Raw genomic sequence first — 25,826 nt, forward strand, 5'->3', positions numbered from 1 at the left:
ACATCACCGGAGAAGGGTCCATTTCGGGTGCGTAACGACACAAAGCCATCGCAGGGTCCGGTATCGTCTTATGATTCGGCATCGAGGGCGAGGAGGGCGAACGTCGCCAGCCAGTGTTCACCCATATAATCGTCGGCAAGATGCGGAAGCGCCTCGGCGAGGTGATCGTCCGCCACCAACCACGCCCGCTTCGGGTCGGGTAGTGCCTTGGCAATCGACCGCCACCCCCATGCGCGCGACAAATTCACGCCGTCGAGATGTGCGAGCCTTCCATCCGAGCGGTCGCTGACGATCGCCGGCGTTCGCAGGCAGGTGGTTGCCGCGCCGAACGGATCGGGCATGAATGCGGTCAGCCACGCCGTGAAGTCGGCACCAAGCACCTCACGCATGAGCACCGCCTCGCACAACGTCGCGGACAAGAAATCCTCACCGCTTGGCTCCCACGGTTGGCACGCGCGATCCGCCCCGAACCAATCGCGCGCACGCGTCTCGATCAACGCCGCGAGCGCCGCGTCATGCGTACGCGCCCAGCGTAGCGCGTGGACCAGCGCAAATGCCGTGCAGTCATGCTTGCCGCTGCGTACCGGATAAATAAGCTTCGGCAGATACCCGGCGAACCGAGCGGCGAATGCGTGTGCGAGCGGCGCGAGCGCGGCCGCCCAGGAACGATCGGTCCGAAGCGCCAGTTCGTCATGCAACGCGAGCAGCCAGCCCCAGCCATACGGTCGCTCGAAACTTCCCGCTGTCGGCCTTGCCAGATAGGCGAGTTCGCCTGCCGCCAACGCCGGCACGAGCATACGGTCCGCCAGCGCCTCGATCGCCACCGCCTCGGGCATGGCCGGGTACAGGCGTGCGAGCCGCATCACCTGCCACCAGCCGTGTACGCAACTATGCCAGTCGAAACTGCCGTGAAAGATCGGATGCAGCGTCTTGGGCAAGGCAAGATCGCCGGGACCACCCAGCGTCTGGTCGAGTTTGTACGGCCATTCGCGGGTCAGATGCCCCAGTGTCAGCGTCGCGAACCGCGCCGCGGTCGCCTGATCGATGCCGTGTGTCATTCGTCTCTCCCAAACCCGCCGCCGCCGGGCGTTTCGATGACGAATACGTCGCCAGCTTTCATGTGGACCTTGGCGGTGGAACCAAGCGGCTTGACGCTGCCATCGGCGCGCTCGACGGTTGCTGATCCCAGCCCGCCGCTTGCACCGCCCCCCATGCCGAACGGCGCGATGCGACGGCGGTTGGCGAGGATGCAGGCGGTCATGTCTTCGAAGAAGCGCACGCGCCGCGTTGCCCCGTCGCCGCCGTGATGCGCGCCTGCCCCGCCCGAGCCGCGGCGGATCGAGAATTCTTCCAGCAGCACGGGGAAACGCGTTTCGAAGATTTCCGGATCGGTCAACCGGCTGTTGGTCATGTGCGTCTGGATCACCGACGCGCCGTCGAAGCCGGGGCCTGCGCCTGCACCGCCGGCGATCGTCTCGTAATATTGGTGCGTGTCGTTGCCGAAGGTGAAGTTGTTCATCGTCCCCTGGCTCGCCGCCATCGCGCCGAGCGCGCCGAACAGCGCGTCGGTGACGACCTGGCTGGTTTCGACGTTGCCCGCGACGACCGCAGCGGGGTAGCGCGGATTGAGCATCGAGCCTTCGGGTACGCTGATCGTCACGCCGCGCAGGCAACCGTCGTTGAGCGGAACCGCCTCGTCGATCAGCGCGCGGACGACGTAGAGGACGGCGGCACGGACGATCGAGACGGGGGCGTTGAAGTTGGTCGGGGGCTGTTCACTGGTGCCGGCGAAGTCGACCTCCATCGTCGCGGCATCGCGATCGACGCGGACCGCCACGCGGACGACTGCGCCATCGTCCATCTCGTAGGCGAACGCGCCGTTGTCGAGCGTCGCGATCAGGCGGCGGACGGCAGCGTCGGCATTGGCCTGGACGTGCTCCATATAGGCTGCGACGACGTCCGTGCCGTACTCGTTCGCGAGCCGTGTGAGACCAGTCGCTCCGCGCGTACAGGCTGCCAACTGCGCGGCGAGATCGGCGATGTTCTGGTCGATGTTGCGGGCGGGATACGGTCCGCTGGCGAACACAGCGCGGAGTTCGGCTTCGAGGAACCGTCCTTCGTCGACCACCAGCACGTCGTCGAGCAGCACGCCCTCTTCCTCGACCGAGCGGCTCTCGGGCGGCATCGATCCGGGGGTGATCCCGCCGACGTCTGCGTGGTGGCCGCGGGCGGCTACGAAGAACGCCGGCGCGTCATTGTCGTCTGCAAAGACCGGCATGATGACGGTGATGTCGGGCAGGTGCGTGCCGCCACGATACGGCGCGTTGAGCGCGTAGGCGTCGCCGCGGCGGATACCGCGGCCGTCTGCGTTATTCCCTCGCGCGTCGATGATCGTGCGGATGCTTTCGCCCATCGAGCCGAGATGCACCGGGATGTGCGGTGCGTTGGCAACGAGGTTGCCGTGCGCGTCGAACAGCGCGCAACTGAAGTCGAGGCGTTCGCGGATGTTGACCGACGCGGCGGAGCGCTGGAGCGCAGCGCCCATTTCCTCGGCGATGCTCATGAACAGGCCCGCAAAGATCGCCAGCCGGACCGGATCGGACTCGGTGCCGATGCTCGCGCCGACACGGGGGCCGATGCGGTCGAGGATCAGATTGCCGATCGGATCGACGCGCGCGCGCCAGCCGGGCTCAACGATGGTGGTCGAGACGCTGTCGAGGATCAGCGCGGGGCCGTCGATGGCGTGTCCGGCAGGGAGGCCTTCACGCGCAAGCACCGGTGTGTCGTGCCATGCACCGGCCATATAGACGGGGGCGACGGACAGCGGCGCGGCTGGCTCTTCGGGAAAGGCGACCAGTGCGGCATCGAACGGCGGGCTCGCGGCGATCGCCTCGGCGACGATCCGGTCGGCGATCAGCGGCGCTTCGCTGGCGAAACCGAACTGGGCGATGTGTGCGGCATCGAACGCGGCGATCATCGCTGCCGGGTCGGCGAGATCGAGTTCGATCGTGTGGTCGGTCTGGCCTCGGCGGAGATGCACGCGGCGTTCGATCCGGACCTCGTCCGCCGTGACGCCCTGCGCGACCAGTGCTTCACGGGCAGCCTCCGCTAGCTCGTCCAACGCAGCGGCGATCTCAGCGTAATTCGCGAACGCAGCACCCGAGGTCGCCTCGCGGAGCACGCGGCGATCGGCCAGCCCCATGCCGTACGCCGACAGCACGCCGGCGAGCGGATGGATCATCACCCGGTCCATCGCCAGCGCATCGGCAACAAGGCACGCATGTTGCCCCCCGGCTCCACCGAAGCAGGCGAGCGTGTAGCGCGTCACGTCGTGCCCCCGCGCGACGGAAATCGTCCGGATCGCGTTCGCCATGTTCGCCACCGCGACCGCGACGAACCCTTCGGCGGCGACTTGCGGATCGAGCGGCAACTCCGCGAACCGGGCCGCCACCGCTTCGGCATCGAGGGGCTGGTCTCCTGCCGGTCCGAACAGCGCTGGGAAGAATTCAGGGCGCACTTTTCCGAGCATCACGTTGCAGTCGGTGACGGTCAGCGGCCCACCGCGGCGGTAACACGCCGGCCCCGGCACCGCACCCGCGCTCTCGGGGCCGACGATCAGTCGCTCGCCGTCGAACCGGCAGATCGAACCGCCGCCCGCCGCGACGGTGTGGACCCGCAGCATTGGCGCGCGGATGCGGGCGCCGGCGATCAGCGTCTCGGTGTCGCGTTCGTACGTGCCGGCGTAGTGCGAGACGTCGGTCGAGGTGCCCCCCATGTCGAAACCGATGATGTGCGCGAACCCGGCCTCGCGCGCGGTCGCGGCCATGCCGACGATACCGCCCGCCGGCCCCGACAGGATCGCGTCCTTGCCGCGAAAGCCTGCGCCGTCGACCAGTCCGCCCGACGACTGCATGAACAATGCACCCTGCCCCAGCGCCTCACTAAGTCCCGCGACATAGCGATCGACGACCGGCGACAGATACGCATCGACGACGGTCGTATCACCGCGCCCAATCAGCTTGATCAGAGGTGCGACGCGGTGGCTGACCGAAATCTGCGTGAAGCCGATCTCGGCCGCGATTGCCGCCAGCGCCTCCTCGTGCGCCGTGAAGCGATAGCCGTGCACAAGAACAATCGCGACGGCGCGCAGTCCGCTATCAAAAGCAGCCTGCAAGCCCGCGCGCGCCGCGTCGACGTCGAGCGGCCGGAACACGTCGCCCTCCGCGCCGACCCGCTCGTCGATCTCCACCACATACGCGAACAGCGGCGGTGGGCGGTTCACGTCGCGCGCGAAAATATCGGACCGCTCCTGGTGCCCGATCAGCAGCGCATCGCCAAATCCGCAGGTGATCGCGAGACACGTCGGCTCGCCCTTGCGCTCGAGCAGCGCGTTGGTCGCGACCGTAGTCCCGATCCGCAGTTCGAGCGGCACGTCCGCCCCCTCGGTCAGTCGCCGAATCGCCTCGACCGCGGCATCATCATAGCGCTCGGGATCTTCCGACAGCAGCTTGGCGGTGACGATCCGCCCGTCCGGTTGCCGCGCGACGACGTCGGTGAACGTGCCGCCGCGGTCGATCCAGAACTGCCATGCGGTCATCGGTTACTCAGCCCAGAAATTGCGCCATCCGCGCCGCTGCCCCGGTCCACGCGACCCCGCGATCGTCGAGCCATGCGTCATCGTAATAGGTGCAGCCATAGCGATCGCCGCCATCGCACAACAGCGTGACGATGCTGCCCGTCTCACCCGCCGCAGCCATCTCCTCGACGATCTGCGCGCACGCCCAGAGGTTGGTTCCGGTCGAGCCGCCGACACGCCGCCCGAGCCGGTCGGATAGCGCGCGCATCGCACCGATGCTGTCGGCATCCTCGACCGCGATCATCCGGTCGATGACGCTCGGCACGAAGCTCGGCTCGACACGAGGCCGCCCGATTCCCTCGATCCGCGACGCGCACCCTTCAGGCAGCGCAGTGACCGAGCGGTCCTCGAAATGCCGGTGGAACACCGAGTGTACCGGGTCCGCGACGCACAATTTGGTGTCGTGCCGGCAGTAGCGGATGAAGCGCCCGATCGTCGCCGAGGTGCCGCCGGTCCCCGCGCCACACACGATCCAGGATGGGCACGGATGCTCCTCCTCGGCCATCTGCGCGAAGATGCTTTCGGCGATGTTGTTGTTGCCGCGCCAGTCGGTCGCCCGCTCGGCGTAGGTGAACTGGTCGAGATAATGCCCGCTGGTTTCGGCCGCGAGGCGGTGCGAGACCGCATAGACGGTGCGCGGATCGTCGACCATGTGGATCTCGCCCCCGTGAAAGCGGATCGCGTCGAGCTTGGGCTTGGCGGTGGTCGCGGGCACTACGGCGATGAACCGCAGCCCCAGCATCTTGGCGAAATACGCCTCCGACACCGCGGTCGATCCCGACGAGGATTCGATCACCGTCGTCTCCGGCCCCATCCATTCGTTGCACAGCGCGTACAGGAACAGCGACCGCGCGAGCCGGTGCTTGAGGCTGCCGGTCGGGTGCGAACTCTCGTCCTTCAAATACAGCACGATGCCGGGATACCGCGGCAAATCCACCCGGATCAGATGCGTGTCGGCGGACCGGTTATAGTCCGCCTCGATCCGCCGCACCGCCTCCGACAACCAGCGCCGGTCGACGCGCTTCGTCACCCTTGCAGCCCGTGACGGACCAGCATCGCGGTCGGCTCGGGATCACGCCCGCGGAACGCGCGGAAGCTCTCCGCCGCCGGACGAGTCGCGCCGCGCGCGAGCACTTCCTCGCGGAACCGGTCGCCGGTCTTGCGATCGACCAGCCCCGCCTCCGCGAACGCCTCGAAGCCATCCGCCGCGAGCAATTCGGCATAGAGATAGCTGTAATAGCCCGACGCGTACCCGCCCGCAAAAATGTGACTGAACGCATGTGGGAAGCGGTGCCATGCGGGCGGACGGATCACCGCCACCTCGTCGCGCACCGCCTCGATCACCTCGATCGGATCGCTGCCCATCGTGCCGAGATGCAGCAACAGGTCGAACAGCGCGAACTCGACCTGGCGCAGGATGAACATCCCCGCCTGGAAATGCCGCGCCTTCACCATCCGCTCGAACAGGTCGGCGGGAAGCTTCTCGCCGGTCTTGTAGTGGCCAGACATGCCGGTCAGCACGTCCTTGTCCCAGGCGAAATCCTCCATCAGCTGGCTCGGCAGCTCGATCGCATCCCATTCGAAGCCATTGGTGCCGGCGATGCTCGGGCGGTTCACCTTGGTGAAGAGCAAATGGATGCAGTGGCCGGTCTCGTGCAGCAGAGTCGTCGCGTCGTTGTGACTCAGCAGCGACGGCGTCTCGCCACCATCCGGCGCGAAGTTGCAGACGAGGTACGCGACCGGCACCGTCACGGTGTTGCCGTCATGCAACCGCGGCCGAGCCTGCGCCATCCATGCGCCGCCACGCTTGCCGGTGCGCGCATGCAGGTCGAGATACAGCCCGGCGAACACCGTTCCGCTCTCGTCCACCACGTCGAAGAACCGCGCATCGTCATGATACAGCGACACGTCGTCGCGCTCGACAAGCTTGATGCCGAACAGCCGCTGCATCAGCGTCTGCCAGCCCTCCATCACGCGCTCGACCGGGAAATACGCTTTCACCACCTGCGCATCGACCGCATAGCGATCCTGTCGCAGCCGGTTCGACACGAAGCCTGCATCCCAGGGCTCGAAATCGGCGATCCCGAGCTGCTCGGCCGCGAACGTCTTGAGTTCGGCGAGGTCGCGCTCCGCCGCCGGCTTCGCGCGCCGCGCCAGATCGCGCAGGAACGCGATCACTTCGGCGCCGTTCGGAGCCATCTTGGTCTCCAGCGACCACGCGACCGGATCGGTGAAGCCGAGCAGCTTTGCACCCTCGTGCCGCAACTCAAGAATACGCGCGATCCGCGCGGTATTGTCGAACTCGCCCGCATTGGGCCCCTGATCCGACGCCCGCGTCGCGAACGCGCGATACATGCGCGCGCGCAACTCACGGTTCTCGGCGAAGGTCAGCACCGCATTGACGCTCGGCTGTTGCAGCGTGACGAGCCAGCCCGCCTGCCCCTTCGTCTTGGCGGCATCCGCGAACATCGCCTTGTCCGCGTCCGAGATCCCCGCGAGGTCAGCCTCGTCCGTCACCAGCTCCGACCACGCATCGGTCGCATCGAGCACCGCGCTGCCGAACTCGTTCGACAGCCCCGACAGCTCGACCGAAATCTCGCTGAACCGGTCGCGCGCCTCGGGCTCCAGCGCCACGCCCGACAGCGTGAAGTCGCGGATCGCCTGCTCGACCGCGACGCGATCTTCAACGGGCAGGTCGGCGAACTCGGGCGACACGCTCAGCGCTACGAACACCTCGTACAAATCGCGGTTCTGCCCGACCTTCATGTCGTTCTCGACGAGCCGCTTCTGCCCCTCCGAATACGCCGCGCGCAGCTCGGGCGTGTCCGCGACGCCGTGCAGGTGCGACACCGCCGACCAGATCGCGCCGATCTCGGTATTCGCCCGCTCGTATGGCAGCCACGCGCCCGCGAAATTGGTCGGCCGCGCGGTCGTCAGCGCCTCGACCATCGCCTCGTGTCGCGCGATCACCTCGTCCAGCGCGGGCGCGATCTGGTCCGGCGACAGCTCGGCGAAACGGGGCAGCGACAGCGTATCGAGAAGCGGGTTCGTCGGGGCAGTCATGAGAAATCCTTCAGCATTCGACGACGTTGACGGCCAGGCCACCAAGCGACGTCTCCTTATATTGCGAGCGCATGTCCTCACCGGTCTGGCGCATCGTCTCGATCACCGCATCGAGGCTGACGATATGGCGACCATCGCCGCGAAGTGCCAGATACGCGGCGTTGATCGCCTTGATCGCACCCATCGTGTTGCGTTCGATGCACGGGATCTGGACCAGCCCGCCGATCGGGTCGCAGGTGAGCCCGAGATTGTGCTCCATGCCGATCTCGGCCGCATTCTCGATCTGTTCGTTAGTCCCGCCGAGCGCCGCCACCAGCGCCCCCGCCGCCATCGAGCATGCGACGCCAACCTCGCCCTGGCACCCCATCTCCGCCGCCGAGATCGACGCGCGTTTCTTGTAAAGGAACCCGATCGCCGCCGCGGTCAGCAGGAAGTCGTGCGCGCCCTTCGCCGTCGGGTCCTTGGTGAAGGTCTCGTAGAACCGCAGCACCGCCGGCAACACACCCGCCGCACCATTGGTCGGCGCGGTCACGACGCGGCCACCCGCGGCATTCTCCTCGTTCACGGCGAGCGCATACAAGCTCACCCACTCGAACACCGCGGAAGGATCGGCCGCGGTATCGCGCGCTTGCAACCCCTCGAACAACGCCTTCGCCCGCCGCGGCACCTTCAATCCGCCCGGCAGGATACCCCCCTGCCGACAGCCGCGATCGATCGACGCGAACATCGCGCCACGGACGGCATCGAGAAACGCGTCGGTCTCGCTCTCCGGCCGCCACGCGATCTCGTTTTCGCGGACGATGTCGGCGATCGTCATCCCCGTCGCATCGCCGGTCGCGAGCAGCTCCGCCCCCGACGAGAATGGCCGCGGCAACAGGATGTTCGCCTTCACCGGCCCCGAGCCCGCCTCGACGATCGCCCCGCCGCCGATCGAGAAATAGGTGCGTTCGACCGTGCGCCCCTCACCAATTGAGGCAGTGAAGGTCACCGCATTGGGATGCCCTGGCAGGAAGGTCTGCGCATGGAACAGCAGATGCTGGCTCTCCTCGAACCCGATCTCCACCCGATCGGCGAGCATCAGCCGCCCGCTCGAGCGGATCGCGGCAAGACGCACCGGGATCAGGTCCGGATCGATCATCTCCGGCTGCGCACCACTGAGCCCCAGCATCACCGCGCTGTCGGTCGCATGCCCGCGCCCGGTTAGCGCCAGCGAGCCATATAGATCGACCCGCACCGCCACCGGATGCTCGTCCGCCACGAGATCGGCGAACAGCCACGCCGCACGCATTGGCCCGACGGTATGGGAACTCGACGGCCCGATTCCGATCGTGAACAGGTCGAGAATAGAGATCGCCTGGTGGCAATCCGGGCGAGCGCGCGTCTGTTCGTCTGGGCGATCGCGAGTGAGTGGCTCCATCTGAGCGCTCCTATCGTCTTGGTTGCACGGAGGAAAGCAGCGAGCGCGCAACCGCCTCTCTTGCCCGTACGGCCGTGCCGACAATTGCCGCCCGACAATAGGTTTCGCCTCACCGCACCGATCCGATTGCACCCCCCGCACCCTTCGCCTATAGGCGCGGCCTATTCCGGCCTCGGCTTCGCGGTGTATATCGCGTAGGCTGGGGCCGCTCGATTTTCACCGCTCGATTTCCAGGGGACCGCGCATGGCTCGCCGCCGCCAGATCTACGAAGGCAAGGCCAAGATCCTCTACGAGGGTCCCGAGCCGGGCACGCTGATCCAGTATTTCAAGGACGACGCGACCGCGTTCAATGCCCAGAAAAAGGGCACGATCAACGGCAAGGGCGTGCTCAACAACCGGATTTCCGAGCACATCTTCACGCTGCTCGATCACATCGGCGTGCCGACGCACTTCATCCGTCGGCTCAACATGCGCGAGCAGTTGATCCGCCAGGTCGAGATCGTCCCGATCGAAGTCGTCGTGCGCAACGTCGCCGCGGGCTCGATCTCGACGCGGCTCGGGATCGAGGAGGGCACCAAGCTGCCCCGCACGATCATCGAATATTACTACAAGGACGACGCGCTCGGCGATCCGATGATCTCCGACGAGCACATCGCCGCGTTCGGCTGGGCGAGCCAGGAGGAGATGCACGACATCGCCGACCTCGCGATCCGCGTGAACGATTTCCTGTGCGGGCTGTTCGCCGGCGTCGGCATCCGCCTCGTCGACTTCAAGCTCGAGTTCGGCCGCATCTTCGACAACGACTTCGGTCGGATCATCCTCGCCGACGAGATCAGCCCCGATGGCTGCCGCCTGTGGGACATGGAAACCAACGAGAAGATGGACAAGGACCGCTTCCGTCGCGATCTCGGCGGCGAAGTCGAGGCGTATCAAGAGGTTGCACGCCGTCTTGGCCTGCTTCCCGAGGGTGGCGACAATTCGGTCCTCGACCTCGAAAAGCATCGCAAGAACCGGGGCAAGTAAATGAAACTCAAGGTTTTCGTGACATTGAAGCCCGGCGTGCTCGATCCGCAGGGCCGGGCGATCCACCACGCACTCGGCAGCCTCGGCTTCGACGGCGTGCAGGACGTACGCCAGGGCAAGCTGATCGAGTTGGAAGTCGCCGACGACACCGACGACGCGACGATCGACGGCATGTGCCGCAAGCTGCTCGCCAACACGGTGATCGAGAATTACCGGGTCGAGCGCGCATGAAGACCGCCGTCATCGTCTTCCCGGGCTCCAACTGCGACCGCGACATCGCCGTCGCCTTGGAGGCAGTGACCGGCGTCAAGCCGCTCATGGTCTGGCACGGTGATGCGGACTTGCCGTCGGATGTCGGCCTGATCGCGGTGCCGGGCGGATTCTCCTACGGCGATTACCTTCGCTCGGGCGCGATCGCCGCACGCTCGCCGATCATGCAAGCTGTGGTCGAGCAGGCTGGCAAGGGCTTGCCCGTGCTCGGCATCTGCAACGGCTTCCAGGTGCTGACCGAAGCAGGTCTCCTCCCCGGTGCGCTGATGCGCAACGAGGGGCTGAACTTCGTCTGCCGCGATGTCGCGCTGACGGTCGAGACGGCAAGCTCGACCTTCACGTCAGGCTATACGGCCGGCGAACGCGTGTCCTTCCCGGTCGCGCATCACGACGGCAACTACTTCGCCGACACCGAGACGCTGGACCGCCTCGAAGGCGAAGACCGCGTCGCGTTCCGTTATGCGGAGAGCGTCAACGGCTCGGCACGCAACATCGCCGGGTTGTTGAACGACAAGGGCAACGTGCTCGGCATGATGCCGCATCCGGAGCGTCGCATCGAAGCGGCGCACGGCGGCACCGATGGCCGGCGTCTGTTCGAAGGTCTGCTGGAGGCGGTCAGCGCCTGACCACTACCCGTTCCCCCGCGAAAGCGGGGGTCCAGGATACCACCCTCAGCGCCTGTAACCCTGGACTCCCGCCTTCGCGGGAGAACAGGAAGGCGGGATAAGCCCTCAAACCCGAGTCCGGAACGGCGAGAAGTCCGTCCCCCGGTCGTACACATCCACCCCTTCGCGCCGCTTCAGCCACCCCACCGCCACATACGTCAGCGGCGTCAGCAGCACCTCCCATGACACCTTCAGCAAGAACTGGCTGACCATCACCATCAGCATCGCCTCGACGGGCCAGTCCGGTGCGCCATAAAACGCGAGCGGGTAGAAGATCAGGCTGTCGAACGCCTGCCCGACCACGGTGCTGCCGATCGTCCGGGTCCACAGCATCCGCCCTTGCGTCCAGATCTTCATCCGCGCGAGCACGAAGCTGTTTGCGAATTCGCCGACCCAGAACGCGCAGATCGACGCGAACACGATCCGCGGCACTTGACCGAAGACGGACTCGTACGCCGCCTGCCCCGTCCACCCCTTGTCGGGCGGCAAGGCGACGACCACCGCCGACATGAACACCATGAACAACATCGCGCCAAACCCTGCCCAGATACAGCGGCGCGCCCGCGCGTACCCGTACACCTCGGTCAGGACGTCGCCGATCACATAGCTGACCGGGAAGAAGAGTATGCCCGCGCCGAACGGCCATGCGCCGATGAACGGCAGGTCGATCACCGCACGCTTACCCGCGCCAATCACGTTCGACAGCAGCAGGATCGTGACGAACGCCGCCATCACGAAATCGAAATAGCGAAAGTGCGTGCCGCCGACCGCATTCGCGTCGACCGGTTCGAGCCCCCGCTCGCGCGCATTCCCAATGCCCGTTCCATTTTCCATGCGCGCGTTATGATCGAGGTTCCAAGCCCGCACAATCCGCGCTAGTCGTCGCCGTAGCGCGCGCCCGTAGCTCAGCTGGATAGAGCAAGGAGCTTCTACCTCCTCGGTCGGGGGTTCGAACCCCTCCGGGCGCGCCAATCGCCTTTCACAAGTTGGCACGATGGTCTGCGAGACTGTCCAAAACACCCTATGGTCTAGTCCTTCCCGATCACGCGCGGCGTGTCAGGCCGGGTATAAAGGCGCAACATTGCGATGGATGCCAAGCGTGACGCTAGACGAGACCAACTACACCCAATCCGTCGGCGAGGGTGACAAGCCCTATTTCCTGAGCCGCGCACAGTGGCACGAAAATCGTGCGCAAATGGCCACCGACGACAGCACGCGATCGCTCCATTTGCGCTTCGCAAAGCTGTATCACGCCCGTGCATTGTCCTGAGCTGGTACATTCCGCTTAAGAAATTCGTTAGAAATACCAGGAACCTAGTGACCGGGACGGGGTTTATCCGTCCACACCGGACGTATCTATGCGACCGGTCCTGGCAAGATTTGACGAAACTCTATCGGCAGTCCGTCATCGGCCCTTGTCGCATCAATCGCGACGAGATCGGTGGCGTGCGTCGGCGAGACCTCAAGCAAAGGTAATGACCATGAACAAGGACGAATTCCATGGCGGCGCGCGCTATGTCGGCGGCAAGGTCGAAAAGGGCGTGGGCGATGTGGTCGGCAGCCGGGACTGGCAGGTCGACGGCGTCGTCGATCAAGTCGCTGGTGGCGCGCAGAACCTCTATGGCCGTGCCAAGTCGGCGGTTGGTGACATCGTCGATGGCGCCCCCGAGCTCGCCGACAAGCTAAGCCATGACGCGCGTGACGTCGCTGATCGCGCTGCGGATGTCGCACGCCGCAGTGCGCAGACCGCACAGGACTCTGCCAAGGACGCGCCATTGCTCTGGGCGCTCGGCGCAGCGGCAGTCGGTTACGGCCTCGCCTGGCTCGTCCACGGTTCGCGCGACTGAGACCTTGGCGACCCGGACCGCCTTGAAATCGCTGCGCGACTCTGCCGATCTGATGCATTTGCGTCAGATCATCGCAGGGCTCGACGAGGGCGTCATTCTGATCGATCCCGATCAGAGCATCCTGTGGGCGAACACCGCTGCCCTCGGGATGCACGGCGTCGAGTCGATGGCCGAGCTCGGTGAGACGGTCGACGAGTATCGGGACCGTTTTCAGCTGCGGTATCGCAACAACCACCGCCTCGATAACGCCGACTATCCGATCGAGCGCGTCGTTTCCGGCGAGGCATTTTCAGAGGTCGTCGTCGAGGTGGCGGTTGCGGGCGAGGAGGAACCGCGCTGGGTCCATCAGGTTCGCAGTCTGGTGCTAACCGACGATCATGACGAGCCCGAATGCCTGGTGATGATCATTCAGGACGTCTCGGCACGGTTCGAGGCGGAGGATCGCTTCGAACAGTCGTTCAACGCCAACCCCGCGCCTGCGGTCATCTGTCGCCTATGCGATCTGCGGTTCGTGAAGGTGAACCAGGGGTTCGTCGACATGACCGGGCACGCGCGCGAGGTCGTGCTTGCGCGGACGGTGTACGACATCGACGTGCTCGAACGCGCCGAGCAACGCGATCTGGCCAAGGAACGCCTTGCCGAGGGTCGGACGATCCCGCAGATGGAAGCCGAACTGGCGTTGCCGGACGGAACGTCGAAGCTGGTGATCGTCGCGGGTCAGCCGATCGACATGGGCAATCAGCCCTGCATGTTGTTCACCTTCGCCGATCTCGAGCCGCGTCGAAAGGCCGAGACCGCGCTGCGCCAGAGCGAGGAACGCTTCATGCGGACCTTCTCGCTCGCTCCCGTCGCGTTGGCGATCGGCACGCTCGACGGTCATCGCCTGTGCGACGTCAACGCGGCGTTCACCGAGCTGACCGGCTATGCCGCATCGGACATCACCGACACGCCGCTCGGCGATGTCGAATTATGGGAAACTGCGGCACAACGTCACGAACTCGAGGACGAGATCGCGGCAGGTCGCCCGATCCGCGATCGTGAGGTCCGGATCAAGCTGAAGGATGGCACGGTGATCGACGGCATCGTCTCGACCGAGCCGATCATGCTCGAGAACGAGAAGTGCGTGCTTTGGGCGATGCGCGACATCACCACGCGAAAAACGTCGGAGCGCGAACTCGTCAACGCGATCGAGGCGGTGATGCAGGATACGAGCTGGCTCAGCCGCTCGATCATGGAGAAGCTCGCGCGGATCCGTACCCCGCAAGCCGAAACGACTGGTGTCGGTCTCGGCGAACTGACGCAGCGCGAGCGCGAGGTGCTGGCGCTGATCTGCCGCGGGCTGGACGACAAGTCGATCGCACGGACGCTCGACGTCTCGGCCAACACCGTGCGCAACCATGTCGCGCGGATTTATTCGAAGATCGGCGTCAACCGTCGCAACGCCGCCGCGGCCTGGGCGCGTGCACGCGGGTTCGACGGGGACTCGGTCGTCATTCCCAATATCAAGGAGGTCGCCGCATGACTCGCGACACCGACAAGGGCCGCGTGCGGCAGGCCAAGGGCTCCGTGCAGGAGGCGATCGGCAAGCTGATCGGCGATACCACTGTCACGCAGCGCGGCGCCAGCGAAAGCGAAGCCGGCGCGCGCGAGGCCGATGGGGCCGACGCCAAAGCAGCGCCACCGCGTACCAAGTCTTCCCCTGAGCCGAAGCCTGATTCCCGTCCGACATCGGGACGCAGGCGCACGGGGCAAAAGGACGGCGCGCACTGACGCCGACCGACAGATTTTCGTTTCAACAGGAGTGTTTATGATCAACAATACCACCGGCTACGTGCCGGCCGAAGACGCACGCTACGGCAAGTCCGTCACCCGCGTATCCTGGGGCGCGATCTTCGCAGGCGTCGTCCTCGCGATCGCGGTTCAGCTCGTGCTCGGCATCCTCGGCACTGGGATTGGCCTCAGCATGGTCGATCCGGTCGAGGGCACGACGCCGGGGGCAGCCGGGTTCGGCATCGGCGCAGGCATCTATTGGCTGATCACCACGGTCATCGCGCTCGGCGCAGGCGGCTACACCGCAGCACGCGTCGCCGGCGTCCATGACCGCTTCGACGGTCTGGTCCACGGCCTGGTCGTGTGGGGCGTCACGCTGATCCTGACGCTGTACCTGCTCACCTCGGCAGTCGGCGGCATCGTCGGCGGCGCCTTCCGCACCGTCGGTTCGGTCGCCTCGGCAGCCGGCACCGGTATCGGCGCGGCGGCTCCCAAGGTGGCGGACGTCGCCGGTGTGGACGTCAGCGACGTGCGCAACGAAGCGGCGCAGTATTTCTCGACCGCACCGTCGGATCCCGCACAGATGACGCCTGAGCAGGCGCAGAAGGAAATCGCCCAGGAACTGCCCGCGCTCGCCGCTGGTGGCCAGGATGGCGCCCGTGCCGAGAGCCGGATCGTCGACATCATCGCAGCGCAGCGCAAGATCAGCCGTCCGGAAGCCCAGGCCCAGGTGACCCGCGCCAAGGCGCAGTTCGTTCAGAGCAAGAACAAGGCGATCGCAACCGCCAAGTCGGCAACCGATACGGCTGCCGGTGCTGCTGCAGGGACGTCTTTCACGATCGTGATCGCGCTCCTGATCGGTGCAGCCGCCGCTGCATTCGGCGCAACCGCAGCGACCCGTCGCCGCGTGTAAGAACGCAAGGTCGCGGCGGGTCCTCAGCCGCGACCACTACGAAAAAGGGCGCTGCCGGTTCGACCGGCAGCGCCCTTTTTTTTGGCTGGATTGTGCCGCCACCCCTCCGTCATCCTGACGAAAGTCAGGACCCAGGGATACCAAGGAGAGCGCTGCTTGGCTCTGGGTCCTGACTTTCGTCAGGATGACGTGAGGTGCGTGCTTGGACCGTTCCGCGCACTACAGCGCCAGATCAGGGCTCCGGTCCACCTTCACCCGCGTCGCCGCCGGCTTCGGCTGGGTCGCGACGGACACCGCAGGCGACGGCACCGTCAGTTGCAGCGTCTCGGCCGTCGACGCCCAAGTCTTGGCGATCGCTTCCGGATTATCGTTCAGCGCGGTGCCATAGCTCGGCACGATCTCGCGGATCTTGCCCTGCCACGCCGCGGTCGCGAGATGGTTCGGGAACACCTTCTTCAATAGATCGAGCATGATCGACGGTGCGGTCGACGCACCCGGCGACGCACCGAGCAGCGCGGCGATCGAGCCGTCCTTCGACGCGACGATCTCGGTGCCGAGCTTGAGCACTCCGCCCTTCTCGGGATCACGCTTGATGATCTGCACGCGCTGGCCCGCCTGCCACAACCGCCAGTCGCCATCCTTCGCGCCCGGAAAATACTCGCGCAGCGCCGTCATCCGGTCGGCATCCGACATGATCAGCTGCCCCGCGAGATACTCGACCAGGTCGAAATCGTCCCAGCCGACCGCGATCATCGGCCGGAAATTGTCGAGCGTCACCGACGCCGGCAGATCGAAATACGAGCCTTCCTTGAGGAACTTGGTCGAGAAGGTCGCAAACGGCCCGAACAGCAGTGCCTGTTTGCCATCGAGATAGCGCGTGTCGAGATGCGGCACCGACATCGGCGGCGAACCGACCGCCGCCTTGCCGTACACCTTGGCGAGATGCGCCTGCGCGACCGCGGGCTTCTCGGTTACCAGGAACGACCCGCCGACCGGGAAGCCGGCATAATCGTCGGCCTCGGGGATCCCCGACTTCTGCAGGATCGGCAGCGCACCGCCGCCAGCACCCGCAAACACGAAGCGCGCGTTGATGGTCTGCTTCTCGTCGCTCTTCATGTCGCGCGCGGTGACGCGCCAGCGCTTGTCGGCGCTACGCTCGAGCGAGCGGACCTCATGCCCGGTGGTCAGCGTGAACCCCGGCTGCGCGGTCATCGTCTTGATATACTGGCGAGTCACTTCGCCCCAGTTGCAGTCGGTGCCGAGCGGAGAGCGCGTCGCGGCGAGCTTCATCGCCGGGTCGCGGCCCTGCATCATCAGTGGCACCCACTGTGCGATCTGCTTGCGATCGGTCGAAAATTCCATCCCCGAGAACAGCGGGCTCGCCTGCAACGCGGCATGGCGCTTGCGCAGGAATTCGACGTTTGCGTCGCCCCACACCAAATTCATGTGCGGCGTCGAGTTGATGAACGAGCGCGGGTTGGCGAGCATCCCGGCCTTGACCTGATGGCTCAGGAACTGGCGCGTGACCTGGAACTGCTCGTTGATCTCGATCGCCTTCTTGATCTCGACCAGTCCGTCCGCCGCGTTAACCGGCGTGTAGTTCAGCTCGCACAGCGCCGAATGCCCGGTGCCGGCGTTGTTCCAGCCGTTCGAGCTCTCCTCGGCGACCTTGTCGAGACGCTCGATCAGCTCGATCGTCCAGGTCGGTTCGAGCTGGTGGAGCAGCACCGCGAGCGTCGCGCTCATGATGCCGCCGCCGACCAGCAGCACGTCGACGTTGCGCTCGGTCGTCGCGGCATCGGCTTGCGCCAGCGGTAGCATCGAAGCCCCGCCAACGATGCCCGCGCCGATCGCGGAGCCGAGTAGGCCGCGCCGCGTTACGCCTGCCGCGGCACCGGCCGGATCTGAGGCCGAAATGGTCGTGGAATGTGAGTTATCGTTGTTCATGTCGCGCGGCACCATGCTACCTTCTCGTTGCGGCTGGCCTCGCGCGCTTTTCACCGGTCAAACGGCGAAAGGCGATCGTCCATCACCTGGTTATCGTCGGGAGCATGTGTGAAACGGAACCGACAGCACGAGGCCGACGACCGAGCACAGCTGATGCTCCAAGTCCTCGCCTAATCTGTCGTCGGAATGTCTGGGTGTCGCCATGTCTATGGTAAGCGGCGACTATCCATGCCGGATATGGCATTCTAGGGCGCTTCACGCAAGGTTAACGCTTACGGCAGGGGCCCTAGCCTTGCCGTCGATCCCTCTCTCCGCCCCGCTGGCGTTCAGGCGACGGACGCGATATTTTCCCATCTGCTTTCGTCTGAAGGCCGCGCCGTGCCCGGTTGTCCAGACGCACGCGTCAGCTTCTGGTGCTGCCTGACCTGCCGGCAGCACCAGAAAACGGATAGCGTTCAGCGCGTCCCCGCGCGACGATCAGCCGCGCCGCGATCGCTATTTGTAGCGCCCCATCGTCACCTTAAGAATGACCGGGGTGAGCAGGTTGATCCCGTAATCGGTCTGGTCGCCGTTCCACACGCGGCTCATCACCCAGCGTCCGTCGACCACGCGGCCCTCCTCGACGCGGAATACCGAACCGTTAGCGGGGCCACCCTTTGCGGTCCCGAAGTTCAGCCGGACGTGATCGCCGACCACCAGGAATTCGTTCGGCGACAGATGCGCGACCGCGACACCGCCGACCGGCTCCTTCGCCCAGACCGGCGGCTCGGACTTGATCCACGTCCAGTCCTTCTGCCCGAACTGCCATTCGCCATAGCTGGTGCCGATCGTCCAGTCGCCCATCGTGACCGACTGGACTGCGGCCTGCCCCGCGCTTTCGTCAGGCTTGGCGACACCCCAGGTGGGATGTTCGAACGCGATCTTCGCCCAGTCGCGCGCCATCGTCGACAGTGCCGCGTATTTCAGCCCGATCGCATCGACGGTCTCGTCGTCGAGCGCCTTCGCGCCGAGCGGGTAATTGAAATACCCGGTCTCATCCATGCCGAACGGCGCATAGCCGATCGCGCCGCGGCCGAGCGCCGCGTAGAAGAACCGCGCAAATTCCTTCGCGTTGCCGATCTCGGGGACCATCAGCGCGTTGTCGGGGCGCGCATAGGCGTCGAGGTACAGCGCGACGTGGGCGGCATCGCGATCGTAGATGTCGGGCGCCTGGAAATCGATCGCGGGCGCCGCCGCCTTCCAGATATCCAGCACGTCCTGCTGCGGACCGCCGCTTGCCACGCCGGTCGGGTCAGGCACGTTCGACGGTCCGGCGAGCGAGGCGTTGACGTACATCGGCAGCGGCTTGATCGCCTTCCCCGCCGCCGCGATCTCATCGACGAACCGCGCGGTATGCCAGGTGTTGAACGCGCGGTCGGCCTGCGCACCGAACATCTGCGTCCAGCTTCCGCCCGGCTTCTTGAGCGCCTTCGCCAGTTCGGCGGGCACCGGCTTGGCAAACACGGCGTTGGCCTGCGCACCGTAATCGCGCGGCGAGCGATAGCTGCCGACCTCGTTCTCGGGCTGGACCATGATCACCGTGTTCTGCGGATCATGCGCCTTGAGGTACTTCATCACCTCGACGAACGCGCGCTTGTCCGCCTCCAGCGTCGCGCGGAACATCGGCGAATGGACATAATGATCGGTGCCGTCCTTCAGCTTCATCCGGGGAAAACGCTTGTTATCGGCCTTAAACCAGTCGGGCGTGTAGCCGGGCGAGGTGTTCTTCCACGTCCCGAACCAGAGCAGCACGACGCGTTTGTCATGCGCGCGCGCCTGATCGAGCAGTGTCTGGAGAAACGACAGGTCGAACTTGCCCTCGACCGGCTCGACCTGTTGCCACGCGATCGGGATCTCGACGGTGTTCGCATGCATCCGGTCGAGCATCGGCCAAATCTGCGGCAATGCGGACGCATAGTTGCTGCTGTTGTTGACCTGCGCGCCGAGCATCAGGAACGGCGCGCCATCGACCATCAGCGCATGCCGGCCGCCCTTGGTGACGATCCGCGGAACCTCGGTCGTCGTCTGTGCCGACGCGATACCGGCGATCAGGGCCGCCGACAGGGCCAAGCCCACAACCATTTTCTTCATACGAACCATCACCGAATCCTTCTCTGTCGAAGCGGCGCCGACCGGAAATCCCCTGCCGATCGACACCGAATTACTTGCGTTCCGTACCGGCTATCGGCGTGACGCACGCGGGCACACCGCGTCATTCCTCTACGAATACGATGCCCCCCAGCCCCGACGGTTGCGTGCCGTTGCTTTCCAGCAGGACGGTAACGATCCGTTCGCCTTCGCTCGCAGGCATCGGCACGATGACGGTCGCCGGTGCGAACCCGGCCTTCGTCCCGACACGCTTGCCGTCGATCCAAACTTCGCCACGACCGACGACGCCCTGGAAGACCAGCTTACCGCCGCGTTCCCGCACCGGCCGACGCGGCGTGACCTTGGCGCGCAACACGCTCCAGGTCCCTCGACCCTGCGCCGGCTGGATCTCGCCCGCCCGCACGAACAGCCAGCTGTTCATGTCGTTGTCCGCGAGCACGATGTCGGGCGACGGCCGGGTCTCGAACGCCGGCGATTGCCGCCAGTCCTGCACCATGAGCGTCGCTGCGGTGGTCGGTACGCTCGGCCGGGGTGCGGTTGCCAGCAGGCGGACCGTAGTCGTCGCGCTGCGCAGACCGGCCGACGTCGCCTTGAGCGACAGCGCCCCTGCCCCGCCCTGCCTGGCACGAACGATGACCTGTGCCAGCCCGTTGAACAGCGCGCGCCTGTCACCCTGCTCCGCCTCGTGGCTGATCGGATCGCCGTTGCCGAGCCCGATGATCGTACCCCCGGTCACGGCGAACGCGACGGGGAGGTTGGCGGTCGGCACATGGCGTCCGCGCGCATCGACCGCATCGATCGTAAACGGCTGCACGTCCTCGCCATCGGCGGCCATCACACGGCGATCGGGCGTGATCCGAAGCGCGACCGGCGCGCCGGTCGTCTCGACCACGCTGCGCACGACCTCACGCCCGCCGCGATAGCCGATCGCCTCCAGCCGCCCCGGCGCATAGGAAACCTGCCACTGCGGCATCGTGAAACGATCGACCGCCTGCTCACCGACCACCGTACCGTTGAGCAGCAGCCGCACCGTATCGACGTTGGTCAGCGCCATCACCTTGACCGGCTGGCCCTCGCGGCCCGGCCAGTTCCAGTGCGGCATCAGGTCGAGCAGCGGCACGTCGTCGATCCACTGCGCGCGGTGGAGATAAAAGGCCATCTTGGGAAACCCGCACAGGTCCATGATCCCGAAATAGCTGCTGACCGACGGCCATTCGAACGGTGTCGGTTCGCCGTGATAGTCGAACCCGGTCCACACGAACGTCCCGCCGACGAACGGCCGCTCGGCGATCGACTTCCAGCCGGCGCGGTGCGTACTGCCCCAGTCAGCCGGCTCCTCGTCATAGGACGCCATGACGTGCGCAGCCCGGTCGGTCGTCCATGCGCCGCGCGTCATGAAGCTCGACGTATCCTCCGAACTGATCATCGGCAGTGTCGGATTGGCGGCTTGGAAGCGGTCATACTGGTCACGCTGGTAGTTGAAGCCGACCAGATCGACCGCCTGGCTGACGTTGACGGGTGCGAACATCCCGCTGTTCATCGCCGCGGTCACCGGGCGGCTGTCATCGAGCGCCTTGACGGTCCGCGACATGCGCCGGACCATTTCATAGCCGGCGGGTGTGCCCTGCATCGGCTCTTCGTTGAAGACCGACCACATGATGACGCTGGGCCGGTTGCGATCGCGCCTCACCAGCCATTGCAGCTGCGCGATGTAATCGGGGCTGGTGTTGAAGTTGCGGTTCTCGCTCATCACCAGGAAACCCAGGCGATCGCAGGCATCCAGCACCTCGGTCGCGATCGCGTTGTGCGAAAACCGGATCGCGTTACAGCCCAGGTCCTTCAGACGCCGCAGACGCCAGTCCCACAGCGCATCGGGCACCGCGACGCCGACGCCGGCATGATCTTGGTGGTTGCACGTCCCCTTGATCTTGAGCGGGCGGTCGTTGAGGTAAAACCCGGTCGCGGCATCGAACCGCAGCGTCCGGAAGCCGATCCGAAGCGTCCGCTCGTCGACCGTCTTTCCCGCGCGGATCAACCGCGTGCGCAGCGTGTAGAGCGTCGGCGTCTCGACCGACCAAAGCCGGGGAGTCGCTACCGGGAGAGTGAGCGCAACGTCGGTCGGGGCGAGCGACGGCACCGTCCCGCCGGCGGTTTGCGTCGCGATCACGCGGCCGTCGGGATCGATCAGCGTCGCTTCGATCGTGACCGCGGCCGCGTCCTTGCCGATATTGCCAAGCGTCGCGGTGACCGGGACGGACCATGCGCCGTCGGGTCCGCGGCGCGGATCGGCGTGGATACCGTCGGTGGCGATATAGGTGGCATCGCGTTTCACCAGCCAGACGTGACGGTAGAGGCCCGCGCCCTCGTACCACCAGCCTTCCATCGTCTGCGCATCGACGCGCACGACGATCGTGTTCAGGTCGTCGCCATAGCGTGCGAGATCGGTGATATCGACATACACCGAATTGTAGCCGCTCCAGTTGTGCGCCACGACCGATCCGTTGAACCAGATCGTCGCGTTCGTCGCGATCCCGCCGAACTGGATTTCGAGATACCGCCCGCGATCCTGTGGATCGAGCCGCAGCGCCCTCCGGTACCAGCCGAAACCGCGACGGCGATAACCCTGCGATACGTTGGCGCTTTCGGCGACGGGCATCGCCATGGCCCAATCGTGCGGCAATGCGACCTCGGGCCAGTCCGAATCGTCATAATATATGGCCGCGGCACCCTGTGCCTGCCCGGCCTTTGCGCTGTTGTAGGACCAGCCATGCCCGCGAATCTCGGGCATCGGTATGTCGCCGAGATGAAACCGCCAGCCGCCGTCGAGCAGCAGCCGGCCGGGATCTTCGACCGGCGCGCGTAGCGGCAGAGCATCGCGCGTCGCCGGCATAGGCAGCGCGCCCGCATCGGGTTCGGCGGAACGCACTGCGGCGCGCGCGACCTGAGCCGGACCTACCGCCGCGCCAAGCGCTGCACCATTTGCAAGAAACAGGCGGCGGCTGATCCGGGTCGTCGGCTGGTCCTGCTTCATCGTTTCCCCCTCCGAAGCGCGCATATAGCGGCCATGCTTTACGCTTGCGTATCCGAAGCCAGCGGCTCTGTCACAACAGTGTCCGCCATTCCCTGCCAGCCAGGGGCTGAGCCGGATCCGAAGATCGAGCCCAGCCCTGACGTCCAGCGTTGCCGGATCAGAAGGTGATCCGCGCCACGCCGCTGATCTGCCGGTCGCTCATGATCGAATCGCGCGGCCGGGTGGTGATGCCGTAATAGGTCGACCGCACCGTGTTGGTGAGGTTGGTGCCGTTCAGCGTCAGCGACAGATGCGGGGTCACGTTGGCGGTGATCGACGCATCGAGCTGCCCCGATGCCTTCTGGAACTGCGGCAGGTTGCCGGTGCCATTGGCCGACGTCGTTACCAGGAACTCGCTGCGCCAGTTATAGGCGACGCGGGCGGAAACGATCCCGCGCTCGTAGATGCCGATCAGGTTGTAGTTATACTTCGACAGCCCTTCGAGCGACAATTGCGTCACCGGACCGTCGCTGGCCGGGCTTGGCGCCTCGGAGTCGACATAAGTGAAGTTCGCCTGCACGCCCAGGCCGGCGAGCGGCCCCGGCAGGAAGTCGAAGAACTGCTGATACGCGACTTCCGCACCCTTCACCTTGGCCTTGGCGGCGTTGCTGTAGGTGGTCACGTCGTAGGTAGCGGTGACGCCGTCGGTAAAGGTTACGTCACGCGGCGTGATGACCGTCTGGATGTAATTCGAGATATCCTTGTAGAATCCCGCGACCGTCAGCGATCCGCTCTTGGCGAAATACCATTCGAGCGAGGCGTCGAAATTGGTCGACTTCATCGGCTTGAGATAAGGATTGCCGGTCGACGTCACGTGCTGCTGGTCGATCTGCGCGGTGCCGGGCTCGGTGATCGTCAGGCTCGGGTTGAGCTGGTTGAAGTTCGGGCGCGAGATATTCTTCGACACGGCAAAACGCAGCTGGAGCCGGTCGGTCAGGCGCCCGCGCACGTTGAGGCTCGGCAAGACCGACGTGTACTTGGTCGCCTCGTTGACCTCGGTGAAGGTCGGCGCCGCGGTCGACTGGGTGCCGTCGGGCGCGGTGATCAGGTCGACCTGCTGGTAGAAGCCCGAGACCGCTACCTTGCTCTGGACCACGCGCACGCCGATATTGCCGTCGATCGGCACCGGCAGGTCGTCCGCCTTGAAGAACGCCGCGGCATAGCCGGTATAGGTCTTCTGCGCCTGCGTGTTGGTCCCGCTCGGAACATAGCTCGGCGTGGTCGCGATGCCGAGCGACGCTCGCGTGGCGTCGTAGTCGAGGACGGTCGGCAGCGAGAACGCCTGGATGTCGCCGAACAGGTCGGCCTGGCCGCGGAAGAAGCCGCCGAGGTCGACATAACGGAGATTGGTCGCAGCGCCGGTCAGCCCGGTATAGCGATAGCCGGTATCGCTGGTCCGGTTGCGACGATCGGCGAACCGGAAGCCCGCCTTGATCGAGCTTAGGATACCCCCATCGAAGCGATATTCGCCGTCGAGGCGGCCGACCTTGTCGGTACCCTTCGAGTTGTTGAGGTTATCCAGGTAGAAGCCGTTGCTGTAGGTCGCGGGGTTCGCGAGGCCATCGGCCGACGTGATCTGGAACGACGGGATCTCGCCGGAAATATCCTGCGTCAGCGTGGTGGCGACGCCGCTCAGCCCGACGATCGAGTTCAGGTTGTCGGTCTTGGAATCGACATATTGGAGATCGCCGGTGATCGTCAGGTTGGCGGTCGGCTTCCACTTGCCGTTGAGCGAATAATCGGTCGTGACCGAATGCCGCGAACCGAGCGAGGTGTTGTTGCCGATCGGGACGTCGGTGAACGTGCCGCTCTGGAAATCGCCGTTCGGTGCATAGGTGAACGGCGCGCCGGCCAGCGGCGTGATCGACGCCCCGCTGGTGTACGCGAAATAGCTGTAGCCATAGGACCGCAGCTTGTAATCGTTGCGGAACACCTCGCCGGTGAACTCCAGTGTATCGGTCGGGCGCCACTGGAGCGACACGTCGATGCCGAGGCGACGGCGGTCGCCGAACACTTCGCCGATGCCGGTGCCATGCGGCAGCGTCGTGGTCTGGCCGGTCCGCCCGAGCAGCGCGGCGGTGGCGGCGTCACCGGGATTGCTTTCGTCGAGCGTGTAGAACGGCTCGGTCGAGATCGTGTCCTGGCGGAAATTGGTTTTCTGATACGACGCGCTCGCCAGGATGCCGATTTCGCCGATGCCGGTATTCCAACGATCGCTGACGAGCAGCGATGCGGCCGGCTGGCTCTTCTTGATCAGATCGTAATAGGTGTTCGTCGCCGAACCCGAGATCTTGAAGCCGTCGAAGTCGAACGGCTTGCGCGTACGAAAGTTGATCGTGCCGCTGAGCTGGTCCTCGATCAGGTCCGCCGACGGGTTCTTGTAGACGTCGATCCCGGCGAGCAGCTCGGACGGTACGTCCTCGAGGCTCAGCGCGTTGCTCGACCCGCTCGCGGTGAAGATGTCGCGACCGTTCAGCTCGGTGCGGACCTGGGTCAGGCCGCGGATCGCGACCGAACTGCCTTCGCCGAAGTTGCGCTGGATCTGGATGCCCGAGATGCGCTGCAGCGCTTCGGCGATGTTGCGGTCGGGCAACTTGCCGATGTCTTCGGCGACGATCGAGTCGACGATCTGCGCCGAGTTGCGCTTGATGTTCTGGGCGGACTGAAGGCTCGCACGGACGCCGGTCACGACGATGTCATCGCCCGCCTCTGCGGCGACGGGCGCGGTATCGACTGCTTGGCCCTGATCGGCGCTCGGGGCGGCAGTACCGCTGGTCTGCTGAGCATCCGCAACCGGCGCGGGCGCGCCATCCTGCGGTGCCGCGACCTGCGCCTGCGCTACCGAACCGACTATCACGAGTGCTAGCAGCGACACGGTCGTGCTCAGACCCTTGATGCTGCCAACGCTAATCTTGGAACGCTTCATCACACTCTGCTCCAGCAGGTCTGATCCTTACGGACCGCCTGCGGTTCACTCTTGGATATCGTGCGCGGCCACGCCGCTACCGTATCGTCAGCGGCGCCTAGCGAATGATTTAGATCATTTATATGCTAAT

18 protein-coding genes and 1 tRNA gene are annotated in these 25,826 nt (G+C 65.5%); 9 read left to right on the forward strand and 10 right to left on the reverse strand.

Annotated elements, in window-relative coordinates:
- Positions 1-68: 68 nt before the first annotated feature.
- Genes C8J40_RS10760 through C8J40_RS10780 form a run of 5 tightly spaced genes read right to left on the reverse strand, consistent with a single transcriptional unit; the run spans position 69 to position 9,116 of the window.
- The gene (locus C8J40_RS10760) at positions 69-1,058 is read right to left on the reverse strand and encodes a DUF2891 domain-containing protein (RefSeq protein ID WP_132897042.1); all 990 of its coding nucleotides are present in this window, start codon (positions 1,056-1,058) and stop codon (positions 69-71) included.
- Positions 1,055-4,597: a hydantoinase B/oxoprolinase family protein gene (locus tag C8J40_RS10765; RefSeq protein ID WP_132897043.1), complete on the reverse strand. Its 3,543-nt coding sequence runs from the start codon at positions 4,595-4,597 to the stop codon at positions 1,055-1,057. The genes C8J40_RS10760 and C8J40_RS10765 overlap by 4 nt, the downstream gene beginning before the upstream one ends.
- Before the next feature lie 7 nt (positions 4,598-4,604).
- Positions 4,605-5,666, reverse strand: a complete 1,062-nt coding sequence (locus C8J40_RS10770) for a PLP-dependent cysteine synthase family protein (protein WP_132897044.1) — start codon at positions 5,664-5,666, stop codon at positions 4,605-4,607.
- Positions 5,663-7,699 carry a M3 family metallopeptidase gene (locus C8J40_RS10775; RefSeq protein WP_132897045.1) on the reverse strand — a complete coding sequence of 679 codons (2,037 nt, stop codon included), beginning with the start codon at positions 7,697-7,699 and terminating at the stop codon, positions 5,663-5,665. Before C8J40_RS10775 ends, C8J40_RS10770 begins: the two co-directional genes overlap by 4 nt.
- 10 nt (positions 7,700-7,709) lie before the next feature.
- Positions 7,710-9,116, reverse strand: a complete 1,407-nt coding sequence (locus tag C8J40_RS10780; protein WP_132897046.1) for an L-serine ammonia-lyase — start codon at positions 9,114-9,116, stop codon at positions 7,710-7,712.
- A gap of 244 nt (positions 9,117-9,360) precedes the next feature.
- Between C8J40_RS10780 and purC the strand changes: the two genes are divergently transcribed.
- Genes purC through purQ form a run of 3 tightly spaced genes read left to right on the forward strand, consistent with a single transcriptional unit; the run spans position 9,361 to position 11,036 of the window.
- Positions 9,361-10,140: a phosphoribosylaminoimidazolesuccinocarboxamide synthase gene (gene purC, locus C8J40_RS10785; RefSeq protein ID WP_055876188.1), complete on the forward strand. Its 780-nt coding sequence runs from the start codon at positions 9,361-9,363 to the stop codon at positions 10,138-10,140.
- A complete protein-coding gene (gene purS, locus C8J40_RS10790) occupies positions 10,141-10,371 on the forward strand; it encodes a phosphoribosylformylglycinamidine synthase subunit PurS (protein WP_056050714.1) in 231 nt (76 codons plus the stop codon).
- Complete coding sequence (gene purQ, locus C8J40_RS10795; RefSeq protein WP_132897047.1) at positions 10,368-11,036, forward strand: phosphoribosylformylglycinamidine synthase subunit PurQ; 669 nt, start codon at positions 10,368-10,370, stop codon at positions 11,034-11,036. The genes purS and purQ overlap by 4 nt, the downstream gene beginning before the upstream one ends.
- Positions 11,037-11,141: 105 nt before the next feature.
- Here purQ and C8J40_RS10800 read toward each other — a convergent pair whose 3' ends face one another.
- Positions 11,142-11,909 (reverse strand): queuosine precursor transporter, encoded by a 768-nt coding sequence (locus C8J40_RS10800; RefSeq protein ID WP_132897048.1) that lies wholly within the window; start codon positions 11,907-11,909, stop codon positions 11,142-11,144.
- A gap of 60 nt (positions 11,910-11,969) precedes the next feature.
- Between C8J40_RS10800 and C8J40_RS10805 the strand changes: the two genes are divergently transcribed.
- The 6 genes from C8J40_RS10805 (at position 11,970) to C8J40_RS10825 (ending at position 15,605) form a co-directional block, all read left to right on the forward strand.
- Positions 11,970-12,046, forward strand: a tRNA-Arg gene (locus C8J40_RS10805).
- A 128-nt stretch (positions 12,047-12,174) separates the two neighbouring features.
- Positions 12,175-12,345, forward strand: a complete 171-nt coding sequence (locus C8J40_RS20280) for a hypothetical protein (RefSeq protein WP_165911419.1) — start codon at positions 12,175-12,177, stop codon at positions 12,343-12,345.
- A 211-nt stretch (positions 12,346-12,556) separates the two neighbouring features.
- Complete coding sequence (locus C8J40_RS10810; RefSeq protein WP_132897049.1) at positions 12,557-12,922, forward strand: CsbD family protein; 366 nt, start codon at positions 12,557-12,559, stop codon at positions 12,920-12,922.
- 22 nt (positions 12,923-12,944) lie between these two features.
- Positions 12,945-14,444: a PAS domain S-box protein gene (locus C8J40_RS10815; protein WP_347812463.1), complete on the forward strand. Its 1,500-nt coding sequence runs from the start codon at positions 12,945-12,947 to the stop codon at positions 14,442-14,444.
- Entirely contained in the window at positions 14,441-14,692 is a 252-nt protein-coding gene (locus C8J40_RS20575) for a hypothetical protein (RefSeq protein WP_207901199.1), read from the forward strand. The genes C8J40_RS10815 and C8J40_RS20575 overlap by 4 nt, the downstream gene beginning before the upstream one ends.
- Before the next feature lie 37 nt (positions 14,693-14,729).
- Positions 14,730-15,605, forward strand: coding sequence for a hypothetical protein (locus tag C8J40_RS10825; protein ID WP_132897050.1), 876 nt, complete (start codon positions 14,730-14,732; stop codon positions 15,603-15,605).
- 219 nt (positions 15,606-15,824) lie between these two features.
- On the opposite strand, the gene mqo is transcribed toward C8J40_RS10825, so the two are convergent.
- The 4 genes from mqo to C8J40_RS10845 all read right to left on the reverse strand — a co-directional run bounded on the left by mqo (position 15,825) and on the right by C8J40_RS10845 (position 25,696).
- Entirely contained in the window at positions 15,825-17,552 is a 1,728-nt protein-coding gene (gene mqo / locus C8J40_RS10830; protein WP_132897051.1) for a malate dehydrogenase (quinone), read from the reverse strand.
- Between the two features lie 495 nt (positions 17,553-18,047).
- The gene (locus tag C8J40_RS10835; protein WP_132897263.1) at positions 18,048-19,682 is read right to left on the reverse strand and encodes a DUF5597 domain-containing protein; all 1,635 of its coding nucleotides are present in this window, start codon (positions 19,680-19,682) and stop codon (positions 18,048-18,050) included.
- Positions 19,683-19,803: 121 nt separating this feature from the next.
- The gene (gene galA / locus C8J40_RS10840; RefSeq protein WP_132897052.1) at positions 19,804-22,731 is read right to left on the reverse strand and encodes a beta-galactosidase GalA; all 2,928 of its coding nucleotides are present in this window, start codon (positions 22,729-22,731) and stop codon (positions 19,804-19,806) included.
- Positions 22,732-22,888: 157 nt separating this feature from the next.
- Positions 22,889-25,696 (reverse strand): TonB-dependent receptor, encoded by a 2,808-nt coding sequence (locus C8J40_RS10845; RefSeq protein ID WP_132897053.1) that lies wholly within the window; start codon positions 25,694-25,696, stop codon positions 22,889-22,891.
- Between the last annotated feature and the right edge of the window lie 130 nt (positions 25,697-25,826).

Source organism: Sphingomonas sp. PP-CC-3A-396, assembly GCF_004343105.1.
GTDB lineage: Bacteria > Pseudomonadota > Alphaproteobacteria > Sphingomonadales > Sphingomonadaceae > Sphingomonas.

Bases quoted from the DNA above. Each gene is read 5' to 3' on its own strand.
- C8J40_RS10825 (WP_132897050.1), top strand. From the start codon at position 14,730: ATGATCAACAATACCACCGGCTACGTGCCGGCCGAAGACGCACGCTAC.
- C8J40_RS10780 (WP_132897046.1), bottom strand. From the start codon at position 9,116: ATGGAGCCACTCACTCGCGATCGCCCAGACGAACAGACGCGCGCTCGC.
- purC (WP_055876188.1), top strand. From the start codon at position 9,361: ATGGCTCGCCGCCGCCAGATCTACGAAGGCAAGGCCAAGATCCTCTAC.
- C8J40_RS10765 (WP_132897043.1), bottom strand. From the start codon at position 4,597: ATGACCGCATGGCAGTTCTGGATCGACCGCGGCGGCACGTTCACCGAC.
- C8J40_RS10835 (WP_132897263.1), bottom strand. From the start codon at position 19,682: ATGAAGAAAATGGTTGTGGGCTTGGCCCTGTCGGCGGCCCTGATCGCC.
- C8J40_RS10775 (WP_132897045.1), bottom strand. From the start codon at position 7,699: ATGACTGCCCCGACGAACCCGCTTCTCGATACGCTGTCGCTGCCCCGT.
- C8J40_RS10845 (WP_132897053.1), bottom strand. From the start codon at position 25,696: ATGAAGCGTTCCAAGATTAGCGTTGGCAGCATCAAGGGTCTGAGCACG.
- purS (WP_056050714.1), top strand. From the start codon at position 10,141: ATGAAACTCAAGGTTTTCGTGACATTGAAGCCCGGCGTGCTCGATCCG.
- C8J40_RS20575 (WP_207901199.1), top strand. From the start codon at position 14,441: ATGACTCGCGACACCGACAAGGGCCGCGTGCGGCAGGCCAAGGGCTCC.
- galA (WP_132897052.1), bottom strand. From the start codon at position 22,731: ATGAAGCAGGACCAGCCGACGACCCGGATCAGCCGCCGCCTGTTTCTT.
- C8J40_RS10800 (WP_132897048.1), bottom strand. From the start codon at position 11,909: ATGGAAAATGGAACGGGCATTGGGAATGCGCGCGAGCGGGGGCTCGAA.
- purQ (WP_132897047.1), top strand. From the start codon at position 10,368: ATGAAGACCGCCGTCATCGTCTTCCCGGGCTCCAACTGCGACCGCGAC.
- mqo (WP_132897051.1), bottom strand. From the start codon at position 17,552: ATGAACAACGATAACTCACATTCCACGACCATTTCGGCCTCAGATCCG.
- C8J40_RS10810 (WP_132897049.1), top strand. From the start codon at position 12,557: ATGAACAAGGACGAATTCCATGGCGGCGCGCGCTATGTCGGCGGCAAG.
- C8J40_RS10760 (WP_132897042.1), bottom strand. From the start codon at position 1,058: ATGACACACGGCATCGATCAGGCGACCGCGGCGCGGTTCGCGACGCTG.